At 63.8% G+C, this 19,579-nt stretch carries 18 protein-coding genes and 1 pseudogene; 4 read left to right on the forward strand and 15 right to left on the reverse strand.

The window, feature by feature from the left end; all coding sequences use genetic code 11:
- Positions 1–55: 55 nt before the first annotated feature.
- The 15 genes and pseudogenes from urtA to cbiE form a co-directional block, all read right to left on the reverse strand.
- Entirely contained in the window at positions 56–1,321 is a 1,266-nt protein-coding gene (gene urtA, locus B0E42_RS03295; protein ID WP_014336360.1) for an urea ABC transporter substrate-binding protein, read from the reverse strand.
- Positions 1,322–1,657: 336 nt separating this feature from the next.
- A complete protein-coding gene (locus B0E42_RS03300) occupies positions 1,658–2,668 on the reverse strand; it encodes an iron ABC transporter permease (RefSeq protein WP_077505646.1) in 1,011 nt (336 codons plus the stop codon).
- Positions 2,665–3,612, reverse strand: coding sequence for an ABC transporter substrate-binding protein (locus B0E42_RS03305; protein ID WP_053185394.1), 948 nt, complete (start codon positions 3,610–3,612; stop codon positions 2,665–2,667). Before B0E42_RS03305 ends, B0E42_RS03300 begins: the two co-directional genes overlap by 4 nt.
- Complete coding sequence (locus B0E42_RS03310; protein WP_077505648.1) at positions 3,609–4,397, reverse strand: ABC transporter ATP-binding protein; 789 nt, start codon at positions 4,395–4,397, stop codon at positions 3,609–3,611. Before B0E42_RS03310 ends, B0E42_RS03305 begins: the two co-directional genes overlap by 4 nt.
- Before the next feature lie 231 nt (positions 4,398–4,628).
- Complete coding sequence (locus tag B0E42_RS03320) at positions 4,629–6,008, reverse strand: PepSY domain-containing protein (RefSeq protein WP_053177921.1); 1,380 nt, start codon at positions 6,006–6,008, stop codon at positions 4,629–4,631.
- A 163-nt stretch (positions 6,009–6,171) separates the two neighbouring features.
- On the reverse strand, positions 6,172–8,298 hold the full coding sequence (locus B0E42_RS03325; RefSeq protein ID WP_077505652.1) for a TonB-dependent copper receptor: 2,127 nt from the start codon (positions 8,296–8,298) through the stop codon (positions 6,172–6,174).
- Positions 8,299–8,380: 82 nt separating this feature from the next.
- Positions 8,381–8,770, reverse strand: coding sequence for a DUF2946 domain-containing protein (locus B0E42_RS03330; RefSeq protein WP_077505654.1), 390 nt, complete (start codon positions 8,768–8,770; stop codon positions 8,381–8,383).
- 57 nt (positions 8,771–8,827) lie between these two features.
- Positions 8,828–9,307 (reverse strand): copper chaperone PCu(A)C, encoded by a 480-nt coding sequence (locus B0E42_RS03335; RefSeq protein WP_018611909.1) that lies wholly within the window; start codon positions 9,305–9,307, stop codon positions 8,828–8,830.
- Between the two features lie 47 nt (positions 9,308–9,354).
- Positions 9,355–9,753 carry a DUF2946 domain-containing protein gene (locus B0E42_RS03340; RefSeq protein ID WP_077505656.1) on the reverse strand — a complete coding sequence of 133 codons (399 nt, stop codon included), beginning with the start codon at positions 9,751–9,753 and terminating at the stop codon, positions 9,355–9,357.
- Positions 9,754–9,905: 152 nt separating this feature from the next.
- Positions 9,906–10,106 carry a DNA-binding protein gene (locus tag B0E42_RS03345; protein WP_371915887.1) on the reverse strand — a complete coding sequence of 67 codons (201 nt, stop codon included), beginning with the start codon at positions 10,104–10,106 and terminating at the stop codon, positions 9,906–9,908.
- A 195-nt stretch (positions 10,107–10,301) separates the two neighbouring features.
- A pseudogene (locus B0E42_RS03350) lies at positions 10,302–10,454 on the reverse strand (addiction module antidote protein); the annotation flags it as partial.
- Between the two features lie 220 nt (positions 10,455–10,674).
- Complete coding sequence (locus B0E42_RS03355) at positions 10,675–11,034, reverse strand: DUF6124 family protein (RefSeq protein ID WP_053185407.1); 360 nt, start codon at positions 11,032–11,034, stop codon at positions 10,675–10,677.
- A gap of 359 nt (positions 11,035–11,393) precedes the next feature.
- Positions 11,394–12,116 (reverse strand): cobalt-precorrin-6A reductase, encoded by a 723-nt coding sequence (locus B0E42_RS03360; RefSeq protein WP_077505658.1) that lies wholly within the window; start codon positions 12,114–12,116, stop codon positions 11,394–11,396.
- Complete coding sequence (locus B0E42_RS03365; protein WP_077505660.1) at positions 12,113–13,210, reverse strand: cobalt-precorrin-5B (C(1))-methyltransferase; 1,098 nt, start codon at positions 13,208–13,210, stop codon at positions 12,113–12,115. Before B0E42_RS03365 ends, B0E42_RS03360 begins: the two co-directional genes overlap by 4 nt.
- Complete coding sequence (gene cbiE, locus B0E42_RS03370; RefSeq protein WP_077505662.1) at positions 13,203–14,414, reverse strand: precorrin-6y C5,15-methyltransferase (decarboxylating) subunit CbiE; 1,212 nt, start codon at positions 14,412–14,414, stop codon at positions 13,203–13,205. Before cbiE ends, B0E42_RS03365 begins: the two co-directional genes overlap by 8 nt.
- Before the next feature lie 368 nt (positions 14,415–14,782).
- Between cbiE and cobG the strand changes: the two genes are divergently transcribed.
- From cobG to cobJ, 4 genes are read left to right on the forward strand one after another with little or no spacing between them, the layout of a single operon-like run.
- Entirely contained in the window at positions 14,783–16,102 is a 1,320-nt protein-coding gene (cobG, locus tag B0E42_RS03375; RefSeq protein ID WP_077505664.1) for a precorrin-3B synthase, read from the forward strand.
- Entirely contained in the window at positions 16,095–16,721 is a 627-nt protein-coding gene (locus B0E42_RS03380; RefSeq protein WP_018608196.1) for a precorrin-8X methylmutase, read from the forward strand. The genes cobG and B0E42_RS03380 overlap by 8 nt, the downstream gene beginning before the upstream one ends.
- Positions 16,721–17,452, forward strand: coding sequence for a precorrin-2 C(20)-methyltransferase (locus tag B0E42_RS03385; protein WP_018608198.1), 732 nt, complete (start codon positions 16,721–16,723; stop codon positions 17,450–17,452). Before B0E42_RS03380 ends, B0E42_RS03385 begins: the two co-directional genes overlap by 1 nt.
- On the forward strand, positions 17,452–19,152 hold the full coding sequence (gene cobJ / locus B0E42_RS03390) for a precorrin-3B C(17)-methyltransferase (RefSeq protein ID WP_053177930.1): 1,701 nt from the start codon (positions 17,452–17,454) through the stop codon (positions 19,150–19,152). The genes B0E42_RS03385 and cobJ overlap by 1 nt, the downstream gene beginning before the upstream one ends.
- Positions 19,153–19,579 lie beyond the last annotated feature (427 nt).

Below are 19,579 nucleotides of genomic sequence, written 5' to 3' on the forward strand. Positions count from 1 at the left end.
GACCGCGATCGCGAGCAAGCTTTGCTCCCACAGAGTTAGGGGCTTGTTCCCAGGCTCAGTTGCTCTTCACCGCATAGTCAGGCTTCTTGTCGTTGCCGGCGATGAACGGGCTCCAAGGCTGGGCGCGAATCGGCCCTTCGGTCTGCCAGACCACGTTGAACTGACCGTCGGCCTGGATCTCGCCGATCATCACTGGCTTGTGCAGGTGATGGTTGGTCTTGTCCATGGTCAGGGTGTAGCCCGACGGTGCAGCGAAGGTCTGGCCGGCCAGGGCTTCGCGGACTTTGTCGACGTCGGTGGACTTGGCTTTTTCCACGGCTTGGGCCCACATGTGGATGCCGACGTAGGTGGCTTCCATCGGGTCGTTGGTCACGGCTTTGTCGGCGCCTGGCAGGTTCTTGGCCTTGGCGTAGGCTTTCCAGGAATCGACGAATTTCTTGTTCGCCGGATTCTCCACGGATTCGAAGTAGTTCCACGCCGCCAGGTTACCCACCAACGGTTTGGTGTCGATGCCGCGCAGTTCCTCTTCGCCCACGGAGAACGCCACGACCGGTACGTCGGTGGCTTTCAGGCCCTGGTTCGCCAGTTCTTTGTAGAACGGCACGTTGGAGTCGCCGTTGACCGTGGAAATGACGGCGGTCTTGCCGCCGGCCGAGAACTTCTTGATGTTGGCCACGATGGTCTGGTAGTCGCTGTGGCCGAACGGGGTGTAGACCTCTTCGATGTCTTTGTCTGCCACGCCTTTGGAGTGCAGGAACGAGCGCAGGATCTTGTTGGTGGTGCGCGGGTAGACGTAGTCGGTGCCCAGCAGGAAATAACGCTTGGCGCTGCCGCCTTCTTCGCTCATCAGGTATTCCACCGCCGGAATCGCCTGCTGGTTCGGCGCGGCGCCGGTGTAGAACACGTTTGGCGACATCTCTTCACCTTCGTATTGCACCGGGTAGAACAGCAGCCCATTGAGCTCTTCGAACACCGGCAACACGGATTTACGCGACACCGAGGTCCAGCAGCCGAACACCACGGCGACCTTGTCCTGGGTCAGCAACTGCCGACCTTTTTCGGCGAACAGCGGCCAGTTCGACGCCGGGTCCACGACCACCGCTTCAAGCTTCTTGCCGTTCACACCACCCTTGGCGTTGATCTCATCAATGGTCATCAGCGCCATGTCCTTGAGGGACGTCTCGGAGATCGCCATGGTGCCGGACAGCGAATGCAGGATGCCAACCTTGATGGTCTCGGCGGCCTGGACGGTCCAGGCCATGCCCATCGCGGCAATGCTTGCCGAGAGTGTAAAAGCCTTGATCAAGCTACGACGCTTCATTGTGCGATCTCCGTGGACTTATGAATTTTTTTTGAGGGCAGATGCAAACGCTGAAAGCGCTTTTGCAAGGGGTGTGCCCGGTCGGGGGAAGGCGTTGAAATGCGGGGTTGGCGTGGGACGTGTTCGAGCGGTTGCACCATGAGTGAACGCATTGTGGGGGCTGGTGCGAAGAGGTGCGCCACATTGGGGCGAGAGAGTTGCGATGCCCCTGTGGGAGCGAGCTTGCTCGCGATAGCGGTGTGTCAGTCACCTCTGATTTGACTGATCCATCGCCATCGCCATCGCGAGCAAGCTCGCTCCCACAGGTGATTTTTGTGATTCAGGAAAAGACGCCGTTCAGCGGCGGCGCATCAGGCCAATGAAAAACAGTCCGCCGATAGCGGCTGTCGCGACACCAATCGGCAAGTCTTCCGGCGCGATCAACGTCCGCGCCGCCACGTCCACCCACACCAGGAACAGGCTGCCAAGCAGCACACAAGCCGGCAGCAACCGACGATGCTCGGCGCCCACCAGGCGCCGGGCAATGTGCGGCACCATCAGCCCGACAAAACCAATCGAACCGCTGATGGACACCAGCACGCCGGTCATCAGCGAGGCGATCAAGAAGATCCACAACCGCACCTTCGCCGCGTTCAGGCCCAGGGTCACGGCGGTCTGTTCGCCGGCCATCAGCGCGTTCAGCGGCCGGGCCATGCCCAGCAGCAACACCAGTCCCAGCACCACACTGGCCGCCGGCACCGCCAGCAGTTCCCAGCGGGCCAGGCCCAGGCCGCCGAGCATCCAGAACATCACCGCCGAACTGGCGCGATGGTCACCGAGGAACAACAACAGGTTGGCCGCCGCCATCATCACGAAGGACACCGCCACGCCGCACAACAACAGGCGATCACTTTCCAGGCGACCCTGGCGGGCAGCAATGGTCAGCACCAGCAGCATGCTCAGCAGCGCACCGATGAACGCCGCCAGCGGCAGGGTCAGCAGGCCGACAATCTCGCCGACATGCAGCACCACGATCACCGCTCCCAGAGTCGCGCCAGAGGTGACGCCCAGCAGGTGCGGATCGGCCAGCGGGTTGCGCGTGACGGCTTGCAGCACCGCACCGATCAACGCCAGCCCGGCGCCGACCAAGGCACCGAGCAGCAGCCGCGGGACGCGGATCAGCCAGACGATATGCTCCTGGCCGGGCGTCCAATGTACGTCACCCACTCCGAAGGCTTTGTTCAGCAGGATGTCCCAGACCACGGCCACCGGCACCCGCGCCGGCCCGAAACCCAGGGACACCACGCACGACACCAGCAGCAGTGCGCCGAGGAACATCAACAGGGCGCCGTAGCGACGACCGTTCATTGGCCGTGGAAACCCCGTGCCAGGGTTTGCACCGCCAGCACGTTATCGATGCCCGGCGTGGCCTGCACGTAGGGGATCACGATGAAGCGCCGTTGCTGGATCGCCTCCACCGATTGCAGGGCCGGGTTGTCCAGCAGGAATTGCTGTTTCTGCTCGGCGCTGACTTCGCCGTAGTCGACGATCACGATGACCTGCGGGTTGCGCTCGACCACGTTCTCCCAGTTCACCCGGGTCCAACTGGTTTCCACGTCATCGAGGATGTTGCGCCCACCGGCTGCATCGATCAGGGCCTGGGGCATGCCCAGGCGCCCGGAGGTCATGGCGCGGTCTTCGCCGCTGTCGTACAGGAACACACGCGGTTGCTGGGCGGGCAGGTGCTTGCGCACTTCGGCCACCTGGGCCTGCATCGTGGCGATCAGCGCGTTGGCGCGATCCTGCACGTCGAAGATCTTGCCGAGGTTGCGCAGGTCGTTGTAGGTGTCCTCCAGCGAGGCCGCTGGACGCTTCATCACGAACGCGCAGGACTCGGTCAATTCATAGACATTGATGCCCAGCGGTTGCAGGGTCTGTGGGGTCAGGTCGCCACCCACGCGCATGCCGTAGTCCCAGCCGGCGAAGAAGAAATCGACGTTGGCATTGAGCAGGGTTTCCACCGAAGGGTACTTGGCGGCCAGTTCCGGCAGGCCATCGAGGATCCTGGTCATCTCGGGCGTCACCGATTTCCAGCCGCTGATGCCGCTGTAGCCGACCATGCGCGGCTTGAGGCCCAGGGCGAGCATCATCTGGGTCATGTTGATGTCATGGCTGACCGCGTGCCGAGGTGCCTCGTTGAACACCACCTGGCGATTGCAGCTCTGGATCGTCAACGGGTAGTGGGTGGCTTCGGCCAGGGCGTGGGCGCTGCCTAGCAGCAAGGGCAGCAACAGCAGGGAACGCAAAGTCATGGTTGGGTTATCCAGGTGATTCGTGGGTAGCCGGACAGCGGGTGTTCATCCACCAGGGCTTCGATGCCGAACACCTCGCGCAACAGCTCGACGGTGAGGACATCCTTGGGCGTGCCGCTGGCGACGATGCGCCCGTGTTCGATCACGTACAGGCGGTCGCAGAAGGCGGCGGCCAGGTTCAGGTCGTGGAGGCTGGCGAGGGTGCCGATGCCCAGGCCCTTGATCAGTTGCAGCAATTGCAATTGATAGTGGGGGTCGAGGTGATTGGTCGGTTCGTCGAGGATCAACAACTGCGGTTGCTGGGCCAGGGCCCGGGCAAGGATCACCCGTTGCTTCTCACCGCCCGAGAGGGTGGCGAATGCATGCTCGCCAAAGCCTGCAAGCCCGGCCGATTCCAGTGCCTGGAGCACGAGTCGACGGTCGTCGTGATTGTCGCCGTCGAACAGGCCTTTGTGGGGCGTGCGGCCCATGGCGACCACTTCCTCGACCGTCAGGCCGAAGGCGTCGGGAAACTCTTGCAGGACCACGGCGATGCGTTGGGCGCACCAGCGCGAGGACTGCTTCCAGACGTTGTGATGATCGAGTTTCACCTCGCCATGTTCCGGCCGGCTGAAGCGATAGGCGCAGCGCAACAGGCTGGTCTTGCCGCTGCCGTTGGGCCCGATCAACCCGACAAACTCCCCGGCCGCCACCTGCAACGTCACGTCACGCAGCTGGAACTGGTGATGACAGTGGCCATGGCCCAGGGGCGCCCAGGCGAGGTGGGAGAGGGTTAGGGAGGTCATGCAGCTACTCGGCATTTGGTGTGAAACACAGTCTCATTGTGGGAGCGGGCTGTGTGGGAGCAAGGCTTGCCCGCGATGAAAACGCCGCGGTCTCTTGAGGACCGCAGCGCCTGGATCGCGAGCAAGCCTTGCTCCCACAAAGCCCGCTCCCACAGTTTGAACTGTGTTCGTGGTTTGAAAGGCGGGCGCGATTGTAGAGGTTTCGCGCCGCCTTCCGTTAACGCACTGTCTTCAGTTTGAAGATGAGGCAATCTCAGGCTGGCGATTGAGCCGGGTAACGAGGCGATCCAGCAACCACACCACCACCAGCGACGCCCCCACCAACGGAAACACCACCGCCAGGGCCAGCATGATGAACACCCCGGTCTTCCAGGTCGGCAGGTCGTGACGCAGCGGCGGTACGCCGAACTTGCCTTCTGGCCGGCGCTTCCACCAGATCACCAGGCCACTCACGGCGCTGAGCAGGATCATCAGGCAAATCAGCAGCACGATGATCTGGTTCAGCGGGCCGAACATCTTGCCTTCGTGCAGCATCACCCCGGTTTCGGTGGCGCGGGCCACGACGCCGTAGTGCTCCCAGCGCACATCGGCCAGGACCTTGCCGGAGTACTGGTCCACGTGCAGGGTGGCGTCGTTACGCGGGTCGTCGGCAAACACGGCGACGGTGAACACGCCGCTGGCCGTGGTCGGCAGGGTGATGCTGTAGCCGGGCGTGACCTGGCGTTCAGTGGCGATGTCCTGCACCGCTTGCAGGCTGACAGTCGGGGCGGCGGGGCCTTCGTGCATGCCGCCGTGGCCCATGTGCTCGGCATGGTCGCCGGACATCGGCATCGGCGTGTTTTCCACCGCCCACGGCACGGTCTGGCGATGGGCGTTGTTGAGGCTGCCGGCCTCGACGTCGGACTTGGGCACGTCATTCCACATCGCCGCCGGGAAGCGGTTCCAGAGGTTGGCGTATTGCTTGCCCCAGAAGCCGGTCCAGGTCATGCCGCTGAGCAGCATCACCAGCAGCAATGCTGCGCCCCAGAAACCGACGACCACGTGCAGGTCACGCCAGAACAGCCGACCGCGTGCGCTCCAGCGCGGCCACAGCACGCCGGCTGACGATTGCCCGCGCGGCCACCACAGGTACAACCCGGAGACCACCAGCACCACGCCCCAGCCGGCGGCCATTTCCACCAGCCGGTCACCGACCGTGCCGATCAGCAACTCGCCGTGGATCGCTCGGGCCATGGCTTGCAGGTTGTTCTTCGCATCCTGCTCGCCGAGGACATCGCCGTGATACGGGTCGATGAACACGTTCAGTTCCCGGCCCTGGTCGATCACCACGAATTGCGCGCTGCGCTCGGCATTGACCGGTGGCAGGTACTGTTTGACCTGGCCTTGGGGGTAGGCCTGGCGGACCTGCTTGAGCAGGTCGTCCGCCGCCAGGGTGTGATGCCCGGCCGGCACGTTCAACAGGCTGCCGTACATCAGTGGATCGAGTTGCGGCTTGAACAGGTAAATGATCCCGGTCAGGGCCAGCATCACCATGAACGGCGCCACGAACAGCCCGGCATAAAAATGCCAGCGCCAGGCCAGGTTGTAGAAATTGGGTTTCGGTTGGCTCATCAGAAAGCGCTCCGCAGGGCAAATTGGGTTGTTATATTTTTCGGTTGCTGCGCAACCGATCGCGGGCAAGCCTTGCTCCCACAGTCTTTGTCATTGCTGTGGGCCCCGTTGTGTTCCCTCAGCAATGGAGTACCTGTGGGAGCAAGGCTTGCCCGCGATGCTTTTAGAAACTCATATCCACCTTGGTCCAGAGCGTGCGCCCCGGTTCGTTGATGGCCTGCGGGTCGCTCGCCGGGTAGCCGAACCCGGCGTTGCCGGCCAGGTTCAAGTGCTCGGCGTAGGCTTTGCCGAACAGGTTGTCGACACCGCTGCTGACCTTCCAGTGCTGGTTGATGCGGTAGGCGCCGTTGAGTGAGAACACGCCGAAGCCCGAACTCTTGCCGTAGTCCTTGCCCACCACGTTGCCCTTGTTCTCGTCGACCCGGTGCTGCGCCGCCACCACCCGCCACAGGGCGCCGGCGCTCCAGCGGTCTTCGCTGTAGGTCAGGCCCAGGCGCGCGTCCAGCGGTGGCATTTGCGCCAGGGCGCTGCCGTCGCTGCTGTTCTTGCCCCAGGCATAGGCCAGGGTGGCGTCGGCTTTCCAGCGCTCGGTCAGCTTGTAGGCCGCACCCAATTCAGCGCCCATGATCCGCGCATCGATGTTCTCGGCCCGGGAGGTGGTGCCCATCATCCCAGGGGTGTAATCGAACAGGATGTAGTCGCGCACCTGGCCGACATAACCCGACGCCCAGGCTTCGAGGGTTTCGGTCTTGTACTGCAGGCCGAAGTCGAGCTGGGTGGTTTTCTCCGGCTTGATCGCGTCGAAGGCATTCAGCGAGCCGCTGGGGCCGACGTTCGCCGAGAACAGCTCCCAGTAGTCCGGGAAGCGTTGCGCGTGACCCACACCGGCATACAGGGTGGTGGGGCTGTCGTCCAAGTCGTGTTCGTAGCGGACGAAACCGCTGGGCAGCGTGTCGGCACGGGTGTCATCGGCGGTGGGATTGGGTCGGGCCGACATGCCGGAACCGAGGCTCTGGCGGTAGTCCTTGGCCGAGGCACGGTCGAGCCGGGCGCCGGTGATCACTCGGTCGCGGTCGGCGGCGTACCAGGTCAGCTCGCCGAACACGCCGTAATTGTGGAAGTCGGCGTCCTTGGTGTACGGCAGGTCCTTGTAGGTGTCCACGCCCATGCTGCTGCGTTGGCGATGCTCGTTGGTCTGCGCGTCGAGGCCGCTGATCAGTTGCACATCAGCCCAGCGCCAGGTGGCCTTGATGCGGGCGCCGAGGGTGCGGCGGTCGACGTTGGAGGCCATGGGCCCAGCCATCATCCCGGTGCCGGACGGCGTGCGCAGGGTGTAGTTGTCCATCACGTGGTCGGCGTAGTTGTAGTAGACCTGGGCCTCGACCTTGTCCAGCACCTCGCCGATGTTCGAGCGCTCGAAACGCAGCCCGAGGCTTTCGCGCTTGAACTGCGAGCCGTCCATGCCGCGCCCGGCGTAGCGCGCTTCACCGTCGCCCTTGCCGGCCGTCAATTCCAGCAGGGTATCGGCGTCCGGCGTCCAGCCGAGGGCGACGTCGCCATTCCACTTGTCATAGCGTGACGGCACGCTGTCGTTGTTGCCGTCGCGGTAATCGTCCGAATGCGCGGTGTTGCCGATCACCCGTACATACCCCAGCGGCCCACCGGCGGCGGCATCCACCACTTTGTCGAAACGGCCGTTGGAGCCGGCCAGTACACTGGCGTTGACCCGCGAGCCGAGCTCGCCGAACTGTTCCGGCTCGCGCTCGAACAGGACGGTCCCGGCCGATGCGCCGGGGCCCCAGAGCACGGTTTGCGGGCCTTTGATGACGGTGAGCTTGTCGTAGGTTTCCGGCGATATGTAGGACGTCGGCGCGTCCATCCGGCCTGGGCAAGCACCCAACAGCATGCTGCCGTTGGTGAGGATGTTCAGCCGTGAGCCGAACATGCCGCGCAACACCGGGTCGCCATTGGTGCCGCCGTTGCGCACCAGGGCGAAGCCGGGGATGGTCTTGAGGTAGTCGCCGCCGTCACTGGCCGGCACCGGTTGGCGCGGGTCCTTGGGGTTGGTGACGATGGTCAGGGGCGAGCTGGGGGCGATGGCGGTGATGACCGTCGGGCTCAGTTCTTCGACCTGCTTGTCGTGATGCTCGTGCTCATCGGCAAGTACGAGTGGGGTGAGCAGCAGGCCGCACAGGGCGGCGATGGTTTGGCGTAAACGAACTCGTGGCTCGTTCAGGGGGCAGCGAACCTGGGCAGCGCCCAAAGCGATGTCAGCAGAAAACCTGGACATGATGATTCCATCGAACAAACGTAGACGACGCGGTCGGGCAGCGTGGGACTGTCTTGTACGACCGAGTGAGGTAAGTGTCGGCTTACGCGTCGAGGGGCGGTGCGCGGGTGCGGGCACCTGGGAAGAACGCTGGCCGGGCATGGCCCAGGCGTGGGGAAGGGCTGGTGTAGGTGTTGGTGTGGGGTGTGTCGAAGACCGCGAAGGTGTGACCGCCAGGCAGTGCGGGGCAATTGAACAGCAGGCTGCAATAGCCGCACTTTTCCCACAACGCATGGTGCTCGCTCTGGGGCGGGCAGTGTTCGGCTGCCGGCGCTTCGTGCGCCGACATGTCCATGCCCATCTCCATGTTCATGTCCATGGACACAGGCATGGACATACGCTGACCCATCGGCATCGACTGGGAAATCAGCGGGCCGATAAAGATCATCAGCATGGCGAACAGGCTGATCCAGCTGCCGCGTGTCAGGCTCATGGGCTGACGGCGGGGCATGGACTGCCTGGCGCGAAGAGGTTGCACGGGCGGATACGACTACTGGGCGTGCATGTGCGTCTTGGTGCCGTCGGGTGCTTTTTTCTGCACCGCAACGTCGACCGTGACATCCCCGGCTTTTTCAAAATGCAGGGTCATGGCAAAGCGTTTGCCATCGCTGAGCAGGCTGCGGTCCTTCAGGTCCAGCAGCATCACGTGATACGCCATCGGCGCGAAGGTGACGGTCGCACCGGGGGCGATATCGACGACGGGCACCGGCTGCATTTTCATCAGGTCGTTTTGCATCACATGCTCGTGGAGCTCGGCCTTGCCGGCAATCGGCGAGTCGACGCTGAGCAGCTTGTCGGCGGTGGTGCCGCCGTTGTGAATCACGAAATACGCGGCCACGGTCGGTGCGTTGGGCGGCAACTCCTGGGACCACGGATGGGCGATCTCAAGCTCGCCCACCTTGTACTGGTGAGCTTGGGCGAAGCCGACGGGAAGCAATAGGGCAGCCAGCAGGATAAGTCTGTTCAACATGGCAATTCTCCGGAACGATTCAGGGGCGCAGTTTGATGCGGGAAGAATCAGGCCAGAGGCGAGGCACGGGGATTGAGGCTGGGCCATTGCTGGCGTGGCGTGGGGCTGTCGAGTTTTGAATGGACGGCACTGCGATGGGCCAGCTGTGCATCCAGATACAACTGCGGGACATGCCCGGCGAGCGCCACCAACGGCGCTGAACCGGAGCAGCACCAGCAATGTTGCATGGTCGAGTGATTGTCTTTCTGCGGTGTGTCTTGTTCGAGTTTGCCCAGGGAAATCGCCAGCATCTTTGTGCCGCTGGAGGAACAGAAACTGCCCCACAGCAGTTGCTCGGCTGGCGAATTGGCGGTTGCACCGCCACTGTTGGAAAGCGGCATGGCAAGCATGTTGAACAGCACTGCGAAGCAGGCGATCCAGGCAAATGCAAGCCGTTGTCGGGACATGGGGCAATCCGCTCGATGGGCGATCAGGTGGCGGTATTTAGCCTGATCGGGGTTGAGAAGTAAAAAGGCCACGTGCGGTGTAGGGTCGCAGGGCTGGTGTTAACAGTAGCAACAGATCTTCAAGTGAGTGCTTTTGTGGCGAGGGATTTTGATCAGTTGGTACTCGATTGTTCTATATCTTCATTGGGAGTGGCTTGCATCATCCCTTTTGCCTGTGCGACGTCGTTAAGGGCCGCGCGAATCAGTATCCCATCACCGGCATCCTCTTCGAAACAGGCAACCAGATAAGCGACCATTTCCTCATATGTATTGAGATAGGTTGCAGCGTCAAAACGCGTGAGTTTTTCGACCATGACTGACTCTCCATTGGTAATGTCATCCACCTTCTGACGGTGCATGAGATCCTTGTGGCGAGGGAGCTTGCTCCCGCTGGGGCGCGAAGCGGCCCTAAACCGGACATTGCGGTGTTTCAGGAAAATAGCGTTCACCTTCTTTGGGGCTGCTGCGCAGCCTAGCGGGAGCAAGCTCCCTCGCCACAGGGCTCAGATGGCATTGAAGAGATTGCGAAGGATCATTCTCGCCATCTCCTGCTCTCCGTTCAAAAGCAGAGTGACGGCTTCATCCAGCAGGATTTTGGCGAATTCAGGATCACACCTGACGCGTTCGATGATCGTGTGCTTATAGCTTCGAGTGAGAGGCATAGCCTTACCTTTGAAAATCTAATGGCGTGAGCATTCATTGTGGCGAGGGGATTTATCCCCGTTGGGCTGCGTAGCAGCCCCAAGAGCAGTGAATGTAGTCCGCCAGACAAAACTGTGAGCTTATGTTTTGGGACTGCTTCGCAGCCCAGCGGGGATAAATCCCCTCGCCACAGGGGTGGGTTTGACCAATCGATTTTGATCAAACCCAACGTCCTGTCGCTTATCTCGGGTCGACCACATCCAATGCCCGATTCGCCAACAACTGGCCCAGCTCAATCATCTGCTGGACCCCTTGCGCGATATGTCGTCGCGAGCCCTCCAGATCGAATGCGAGGTCGCTGACCATGGCATTGGCCGAGGCCAGGGTTTCGCTGAGGTTGGCGAGCAGGCATTCGGCGTCGATGTTAGGTGCGATGACGAAAAGTGTATCTAGCCTGTCGGATGGTTCTTTGTCGGCTGACGGCTTGAGGTAATAGTCCAAGGCGCGGGTGGCCGCATCGTCGAGTTTTTTGGCGTTGGCCGACTGGCAACGGGATGTGTGGTCGTCTGGGGTTGGGGGATTCGGTGTGTTCTTGAACATTGCTGGAAACTCCATGTTATGGAGCCGCAACCGTTTCGCGACTAAACGAAGGGCGGCGGCTGTGCGCAGGTTAGTCGACCGGGGAGTCCAGCATTACCGGCGCGCCCGAAGGCGCCCTGCGCACAACCACCATCAAGTGCAGGGATGAAATACCTGACTGACGAAGCTTGTGAACCCGCTGAAAACCTCGGGCGACTAAACCCGATCACTGAAGGGCAGTGACGGGAATCAAGTTACCGAGGGCCTCCAAGGCGCACAAGCCGGCGGATTCTGGCGTAGTTGTAGGCAGCGACGCAAGGTGATGTAGCCTGCTGACGTAGTTCTGACAGGACAGGCTTGTAGGACGGTGCAGGTTTCCGTCAGACCAGTTGCCGCAGCCCCTGCAACATCTCATCCACCGTCCCAAACTCCCGATCCACCCCCGCCAACACCGGCCGCTTCAACACCAACACCGGCAACCTCCGTTCCCGCGCCACCTCCAGCTTCGGCTCGGTGGCCGTGCTGCCGCTGTTCTTGCTCACCAGCACATCGATCTGCCGCCGTTCGAACAGCTCACGCTCGCCCTCGATGTGAAACGGTCCACGGGCCCCAATCACTTCGCAGCGCTCATTGCCGGGGTAAACGTCCAGGGCTCGCAGGGTCCAGAATTGCTCGGGCGGGATTTCATGCAGATGTTGCAGAGGCTCACGACCGAGGGTGAACAGGGGGCGGTGGAAGGGTTGCAGGGCCTGGATCAGTTCGGCCCAGTCGGCCACTTCGCGCCAGTCATCGCCGGCCCGGGGTTGCCAGGCCGGGCGGCGCAGCGCCCAGCAGGGGACGGCGCAGGCACGGGCGGCGTGGGCGGCGTTGTGGCTGATTTGGGCGGCGTAGGGGTGGGTGGCGTCCAGCAGCAGGTCGATGCCCTCGGCGCGGATGAACTGTGCCAACCCTTCGGCGCCGCCGTAGCCGCCGACGCGCACCTGGCAGGTCAAGTCCGTGGGGACGCGACCAATGCCGGCCAGGCTGTAGATGTGTTGTGGGCCGAGGGTGCGGGCGATGGCCAGGGCTTCGGTGACGCCTCCCAGCAGCAGGATACGTTTCATTTCAAAACTCCCGCGTGGCCGACGATCCCGCCCTGGCGGTCGATGGCGAAGACTTCGACCTGGACCTGGGCCGGCACCACGCTGCGAGCGAAGGCCAGCGCGTGCTCACACACAGCATCGCCAAGGGCGATGCCGGCGGCGCTGGCCATTGCCAGGGCTTGCTGGCTGGTGTTGGCCGCGCGGATGCCTTGCTGCAAAACCTCATCGGCACCGATGGCGGCGGCCCACTCGGCCAGTTGTGGCAGGTCGATGCTCGAGTGACGGCTGTGCAGGTCCATGTGGCCGGCGGCGAGTTTGCTGATTTTGCCAAAGCCGCCGCAGAGGCTGAGCTTATCCACCGGGACCTTGCGCACATGTTTGAGCACGGCGCCGACGAAATCACCCATTTCGATCAGGGCGATTTCCGGCAGGTTGTAGACCCGGCGCATGGTGTCTTCGCTGGCGTTGCCGGTGCAGGCGGCGATGTGCAGATAGCCGTTGGTTTTTGCCACGTCGATACCCTGGTGGATCGAGGCAATGTAGGCCGCGCAGGAGAACGGCCGGACGATGCCGCTGGTGCCGAGGATCGACAGGCCGCCAAGAATCCCCAGGCGCGGATTCATGGTTTTCAGCGCCAGGGCTTCGCCGCCCTCGACATTGACCGTGACTTCGAAACCGCCGACGTAACCGCTTTCCTCGGCCAGCCGACCCAGGTGGTCGTTGATCATTTTGCGCGGCACCGGGTTGATCGCCGGTTCACCGACGTTCAGCACCAACCCCGGTCGCGTCACCGTGCCGACGCCGCGACCCGCGACGAAACGCACACCGGGCTCGGCGATCAAGCGCACCTGGGAAAACAACAGGGCGCCGTGGGTCACGTCCGGGTCATCGCCCGCATCCTTGATCGTCCCGGCTTCGGCGCCTTGTTCGGTCAGCCGGCAGAACTCCAGGCGCATCTGCACCTGCTTGCCCTTGGGCAGTACGATTTCCACGGCATCGGCTTCGGTGCCGCGCAGCAGTAATCGAGCGGCCGCCAGGCTGGTGGCCGTGGCGCAACTGCCGGTGGTCAGGCCGCTGCGCAGCGGGGCGGGTTGTTCGGCGGTTTCGTCACGCATCGAGAGGTTTGACCAGGTCGAGCAAGGTGATCGGCAAGGCCTGGCGCCAGGTGTCGAACTCGCCCAAGGGCTGGGCCTGGGCGATGTGGATGCGGGTCAGTTCACCGCCGTGACGTTCGCGCCAGTGCATCAGGGCCGTTTCGCTTTGCAGGGTCACGGCATTGGCGACGAGCCGGCCGCCGGGCTTGAGTTGGGCCCAGCAGGCGTCGAGCACGCCTTCGCGGGTGACGCCGCCGCCGATGAACACCGCGTCCGGCCGCTCCAGGTTCTCCAGCGCCTGGGGGGCTTTGCCGCGAATCAGTTGCAGGCCAGGCACACCGAGGGTGTCGCGGTTGCGTTCGATCAAGCCTTGGCGGCCTTCGTCGGCTTCGATGGCCAGGGCCCGGCAACTGGGGTGGGTGCGCATCCATTCGATGCCGATGGAGCCGCTGCCGGCGCCGACATCCCAGAGCAACTCGCCGGGGGTCGGGGCGAGGCGGGCGAGGGTGATGGCGCGCACGTCGCGTTTGGTCAACTGGCCGTCATGCTCGAAGGCGGTGTCCGGCAAACCGGCCAGGCGTGACAGGCGCGGTGTCGACGGTTCGGCCCGGCATTCGATGGCGATCAGGTTCAGGTCGGCGACGGTGTCATCGGACCACTGCGCGGCGCAACCGTCGATCCGTCGTTCCGCCGCACCGCCCAAATGCTCCAGCACGGTCATGGTGCTCGGGCCGAAGCCGCGCTCGCGTAGTAGCGTTGCCACGGCGGCGGGGCTGTGGCGGTCGTTGCTCAGCAGCAACAGCCTGACACCTGTGGATAAGTGAACATTGAGCGCCGCCAGGGGCCGCGCCACCAACGACAGCGTGACCACCTCTTGCAACGGCCAGCCCAGGCGCGCCGCGGCCAGCGAGCAGGAGGAGGGCGCGGGGATGACCAGCATCTGATCACTCGGCACCTGTTTCGCCAGGCTGGCGCCCACGCCGTAGAACATCGGATCGCCGCTGGCCAGCACGCACACCGGTTCACCCTGCCGAGCGAGCAGCGGTTCCAGGGAAAACGGGCTGGGCCACAGCTCCCGATGGCCGCGGATGCACAGTGGCAACAGCGCCAGTTGCCGGTCGCTGCCGACAATGTGTGACGCCCGCAGCAAGGCATGGCGAGCCGTTCGGCCCAGGCCCTTGAAGCCGTCTTCACCGATGCCCACTACGGTCAGCCAGGGGGTCATCTCTGTTCCTCGAATAATTGGGTTGATCGACAGGCGTGTTGCCACCGCGAACCGGGCCGCCATCATACCGCGCCCCGGCGGATCAGGCGCCAGGCGCAACATCATTGTGGCTGCTGGACCGCTTTCGCGAGCAGGCTCGCTCCCACAGGGGATTGGGGGGCACACGGGATTGGTGAACACCTCGATCAAAACTGTGGGAGCGAGCCTGCTCGCGAAGGCGGCGGAACAGACGACATCATTGGGTCAGGCCGCCCGTGTTCTTGAGCAATCCCACGTCAATCCGACCAGCAAGCTTTTCCTGCCCCCTGGCAAAGCAGGCATAATGGCGACCTTTCGCCGATGCGGCGCTTCAACTTGCCGGTCTTCCCTTGAACGAACGTCCATCCTCCAACGTCGTACGCCCCTCCGGTTGCCCGGGGTTGCTGCGTGTCGTCCAGGCGCTGGACGGTGGGATCTGTCGGATCAAGCTCGATGGCGGTTCCATCCAGGCGGATCAGGCCGAAGCCGTAGCTTTTGTGGCCGAGCGGTTCGCCGCAGGCGTGATCGAGGCGACCAACCGGGCCAACCTGCAAATCCGCGGGATCGGTCCCGGGCACGACGCGCTGATCGAGCCATTGCTGGCCGCCGGGCTTGGCCCGCGCAAGCCGGCCGGCGATGACGTACGCAACCTGATGCTCAGCCCGTCGGCCGGGATCGACCGGCAGATGCTGTTCGACACCCGGCCATTGGCGGCGCAGATCCTCTTCACCCTGCAAACCCACGAACGCTTCCCTGAGTTGTCGGCCAAGTTCGCCGTGCAACTGGACGGTGGTGAAGCGTTGGCGATGCTCGAACATCACCATGACCTGTGGTTGTCGGCCCTGGTCCGTGATGGCGAGCCTTGGCTGGCCTTCGGCTTGGCCGGTTGCCCATTGGATAAACCGGCAGGCAGGGTGCCCCTGGCCCAGGGGCATGCCTTGGTGGTGGCGGTGCTGGAACTGTTCCTCGACCTGGCGCGCCCGGACCAGATCCGCATGCGTCACTTGTTGGCTGAAATCCCCAGCGATGAATTCATGACCCGATTGGCCCGCCGCGTGCCGCTGCAAACGTGCCTGGATTGGCAGCGGGACAGGGCCAGCGACGGACTGCACCTCGGCGTTCATCCCCAGCATGACGATCGCGTCTACGTCGGCGCGGCGGCGCCCCTTGGCCGACTCGACGCCGGCATGCTGCGGGGGGCGGCGCAATTGGCACGGGAGAAGGGCAACGCAAGCCTTCGTTTCACCCCTTGGCAAAGCCTGCTGCTGCCCAACGTGCGCCGCGAGGACGCCGACGAAGTGCTGGCGCGGCTTGAGGGGTTGGGCCTGTTGTGCTCGGTCGATCAGCCCCTGGCACAACTCATCGCCTGCACCGGTTCCAGTGGCTGCGGCAAAGCCCTGGCCGACACCAAGGCCGACGCTCGCCAACTGGCCGAGCTGTTGCAACGCCAGGGCCAGACCCTGAAGGTCCATCTGTCGGGCTGCCCGCGTTCCTGCGCGGCAGCCCATATCGCGCCCGCCACCTTGCTGGCGGTCGCCCCCGGTCGTTATGACCTGTATTTTCGCGATGCCACGCTGCCGGGTTTCGGCGCGTTGCAGGCACACAATCTGACTATTGAAGCGCTCGGCCACTGGCTCGACGCTCGCCCCCGGAGCCCCCTTGATGCTTGATTACATCCGCGACGGTCAGGAGATCTATCGCAACTCCTTCGCGATCATCCGCGCCGAAGCCAACCTGGCGCGCATTCCGGCCGACCTGGAAAAACTCGCGGTGCGGGTGATCCACGCCTGCGGCATGGTCGAGGCCATCGATGGCCTGCAGTTTTCCGAGGGCGCGGGCACGGCCGGGCGCCAGGCGCTGGCTGCCGGTGCGCCGATCCTGTGTGATGCGCGGATGGTCTCCGAAGGCGTGACCCGGGCTCGTCTGCCGGCCAACAATCCGGTGATCTGCACCTTGCGCGACGAGGCCGTGCCGGCATTGGCCCTGGAGCTGGGCAACACCCGTTCGGCGGCGGCGCTGGAGCTGTGGCGCCCGCACCTGGAAGGCAGCGTCGTGGTCATCGGCAACGCGCCGACCGCGCTGTTCTACCTGTTGGAAATGCTCGATGCCGGCGCGCCGAAACCGGCACTGATCCTCGGTTTTCCGGTGGGCTTCGTCGGCGCCGCCGAGTCCAAGGCGATGCTGGCGGCCAACAGCCGCGGCGTGCCGTTCGTGATCATGCAAGGCCGCCTGGGCGGTAGCGCCATGGCCGCCGCCGCCGTCAACGCCCTCGCTACGGAGATTGAATGATGCAGCAGCCTGGACGTCTGATCGGCCTCGGCGTGGGCCCCGGTGACCCGGAACTGATTACGGTCAAGGCCCTGCGCCTGTTGCGCGAATCGCCGGTGGTGGCGTACTTCGTCGCCAAGGGCAAGAAGGGCAACGCCTTCGGCATCATCGAGGCCCATTTGCAGGACGCGCAGACGTTGTTGCCGCTGGTCTACCCGGTCACCACCGAAGCGCTGCCGGCGCCGCTGTCCTATGAACAGGTGATCGCCGACTTCTACGACACCGCCGCCGAGCAGTTGGCCGTGCACCTGGATGCCGGTCGCGACGTGGCCGTGATCTGTGAGGGCGATCCGTTTTTCTACGGCTCCTACATGTACTTGCACGATCGCCTGGCCGAGCGCTATGAGGCCCAAGTCATTCCCGGCGTGTGCTCGATGCTGGGCGGGGCCTCGGTGCTCGGTGCGCCGCTGGTCTATCGCAACCAGAGCCTGTCGGTGCTCTCCGGCGTCCTGCCCCACGACGATCTCAAGCGTCGCCTGGCCGACGCCGATGCGGCGGTGATCATGAAGCTGGGGCGCAATTTCCCCAAGGTTCGCCAAGTGCTTCAGGAATTGGGTATGGACGGACGGGCGCTGTACGTCGAGCGGGCAACCATGGCCAACCAGAAAATCGTGCCGTTGGATGAAGTCGAGCCGATGTCTTCGCCGTACTTCTCGCTGATCATTGTCCCGGGCGAACGGTGGCAGGGTTGATGACTTCTACCGCGCCGGCCATCGTCATCCTCGGCCCGGGCAGCCTCGCAACGGCCCGGCGGATCCAGCAACGTTATCCCGAAGCCTTGATCCACGGCCTGGCCGGGCGAGTCGAGGGCGCGGATCGCCAATACCTCGAGTTCGGCGCGACGTTGCGCGAGCTCTACCAACAGAACACACCAATCATCGCCCTGTGCGCGGCGGGCATCGTCATCCGCACCCTGGCGCCGCTGTTGCTGGAAAAAGGCGTCGAGCCGCCGGTACTGGCGGTGGCCGAGGATGGCAGCGCCGTGGTACCGCTGCTGGGCGGCCTGGGCGGGGTCAACGTCATGGCCCGGGAGATCGCGGCAACGCTGCAAGTGGCGCCGGCGATTACCACCAGCGGCGAATTGCGTTTTGGCACCTGCCTGCTCAATCCACCCAGCGGCTACAGCCTTGGCGACCTGGAGCAGGGTAAGCGCTTTGTCTCCGACCTGTTGGCCGGTGAGCCGGTGCGCATCGAAGGTGCAGCGCCGTGGTTGGATCAGGCGCAGTTGCCGCAAGACCCGCAAGCCCGACGCACGATCCACGTCGGCCATGCCGAGCGTGAGGCGAGCGCCCATGAACTGCTGATTTATCCGCGCAGTGTCGCGGTGGTGGTGAGCGCCGAGGTGGCTGACCTGCCGGGCGCCATTCGTGCCGCTTTGCAGCAAGCCAACGTGGCGATTCCGAGCCTGGCGTGCCTGGTGGCGGCGCAGACGCTGATGGCCAGCACGGCCTTGCGTGAAGCGGCGCTGGAACTCGGGGTGGCGCTGCGCTTTGTGGCGATGACCGGCGATGCCGCCACCTTGGCGCGCAGTTCGGTGCCGGCGGCGAACATCCTTTCGGCGACGGACAACCTGGCCATCGCCGTTGCTGCGCGACCCTTGGAGGTGACCCAAATCGGTCGTCCGCGCGGACGCCTGGCGGTGATCGGCCTGGGGCCGGGCGCGGCCGAACTGATGGTGCCGGCGGTGAAGGCTGAACTGGCGCGGGCCACCGATGTGCTTGGCTACGAAACCTATGTGCGCATGGCCGGCCCGTTTCGCGACGATCAAGTGCTGCACTGCACCGACAATCGCGAAGAAATGCAGCGTGCGCGACACGCCTTTGAATTGGCCGCCCAAGGCCGTTCGGTGATCGTGGTGTCGTCCGGCGACCCGGGTGTATTCGCCATGGCGGCGGCGGTGCTCGAAGCGTTGCACGAGTCCAGCGACCCGACCTGGCACCAGGTTGACCTGGAGATCCTGCCCGGTGTGTCCGCCTCCCTCGCCACCGCCGCCCAGGCCGGTGCGCCGTTGGGGCATGACTTCTGCGTAATGTCGCTGTCGGACAATCTCAAGCCATGGTCGATCATCGAAAAACGCCTGGACCTGGCGGCCGAAGCCGATCTGGCGTTGGCTTTCTACAACCCGATTTCCCGTGCGCGGCCGTGGCAATTGGGGCGAGCGCTGGAGATCGTCGCCCAGCACCGCACGCCGGAGACGCCGGTGGTGTTGGGGCGTGACATCGGTCGTCCGGGCCAGACCCTGCGTGTCACCACGTTGGGGCAGCTCACGGCCGAGCAGGTGGATATGCGCACCATGGTCCTGATCGGCTCCTCCACCACCTGCGTGTTCCCGCGCGCATCCGGTGGAAACTGGGTGTATACGCCGCGCTGGTATGGGGCCAAACCTGCCTGAACCGCGACACTGCTCTGTGGTGGGGGGCGTTACTGTGGCGAGGGAGCTTGCTCCCGCTGGGCTCTGTAGGAGCTGGCGAAGCCTGCGATCTTTTGATTTTGATCTTTTGCTCTCGATTCAATTGTCAGTGGAAAGATCGCAGCCTCGTTGCACTCGACAGCTCCTACGGCGCAGCCCAGCGGGAGCAAGCTCCTATCAAACAAAACGCAAGCACTTGATTTTCTATAACAAATTCCAGGTCAAGGCTGCACGGTAGCGAGAATGTTCAATTTCCACTGAAAATGTGGTTGCCCAGAATCTATGGCCAACTATCAGACCGCCTTCGCGAGCAGGCTCGCTCCCACAATTGGACCGAAGTACGACCGGAAGAGCCAGGTCGGCTACTAGGCCGCCTCGGCGTGGACGTTGATCTCGGCGCCCCGTTAAC

The sequence above is a fragment of the Pseudomonas sp. A25(2017) genome (assembly GCF_002001065.1).
In the GTDB taxonomy this organism is placed as follows: Bacteria; Pseudomonadota; Gammaproteobacteria; order Pseudomonadales; family Pseudomonadaceae; genus Aquipseudomonas; species Aquipseudomonas kilonensis.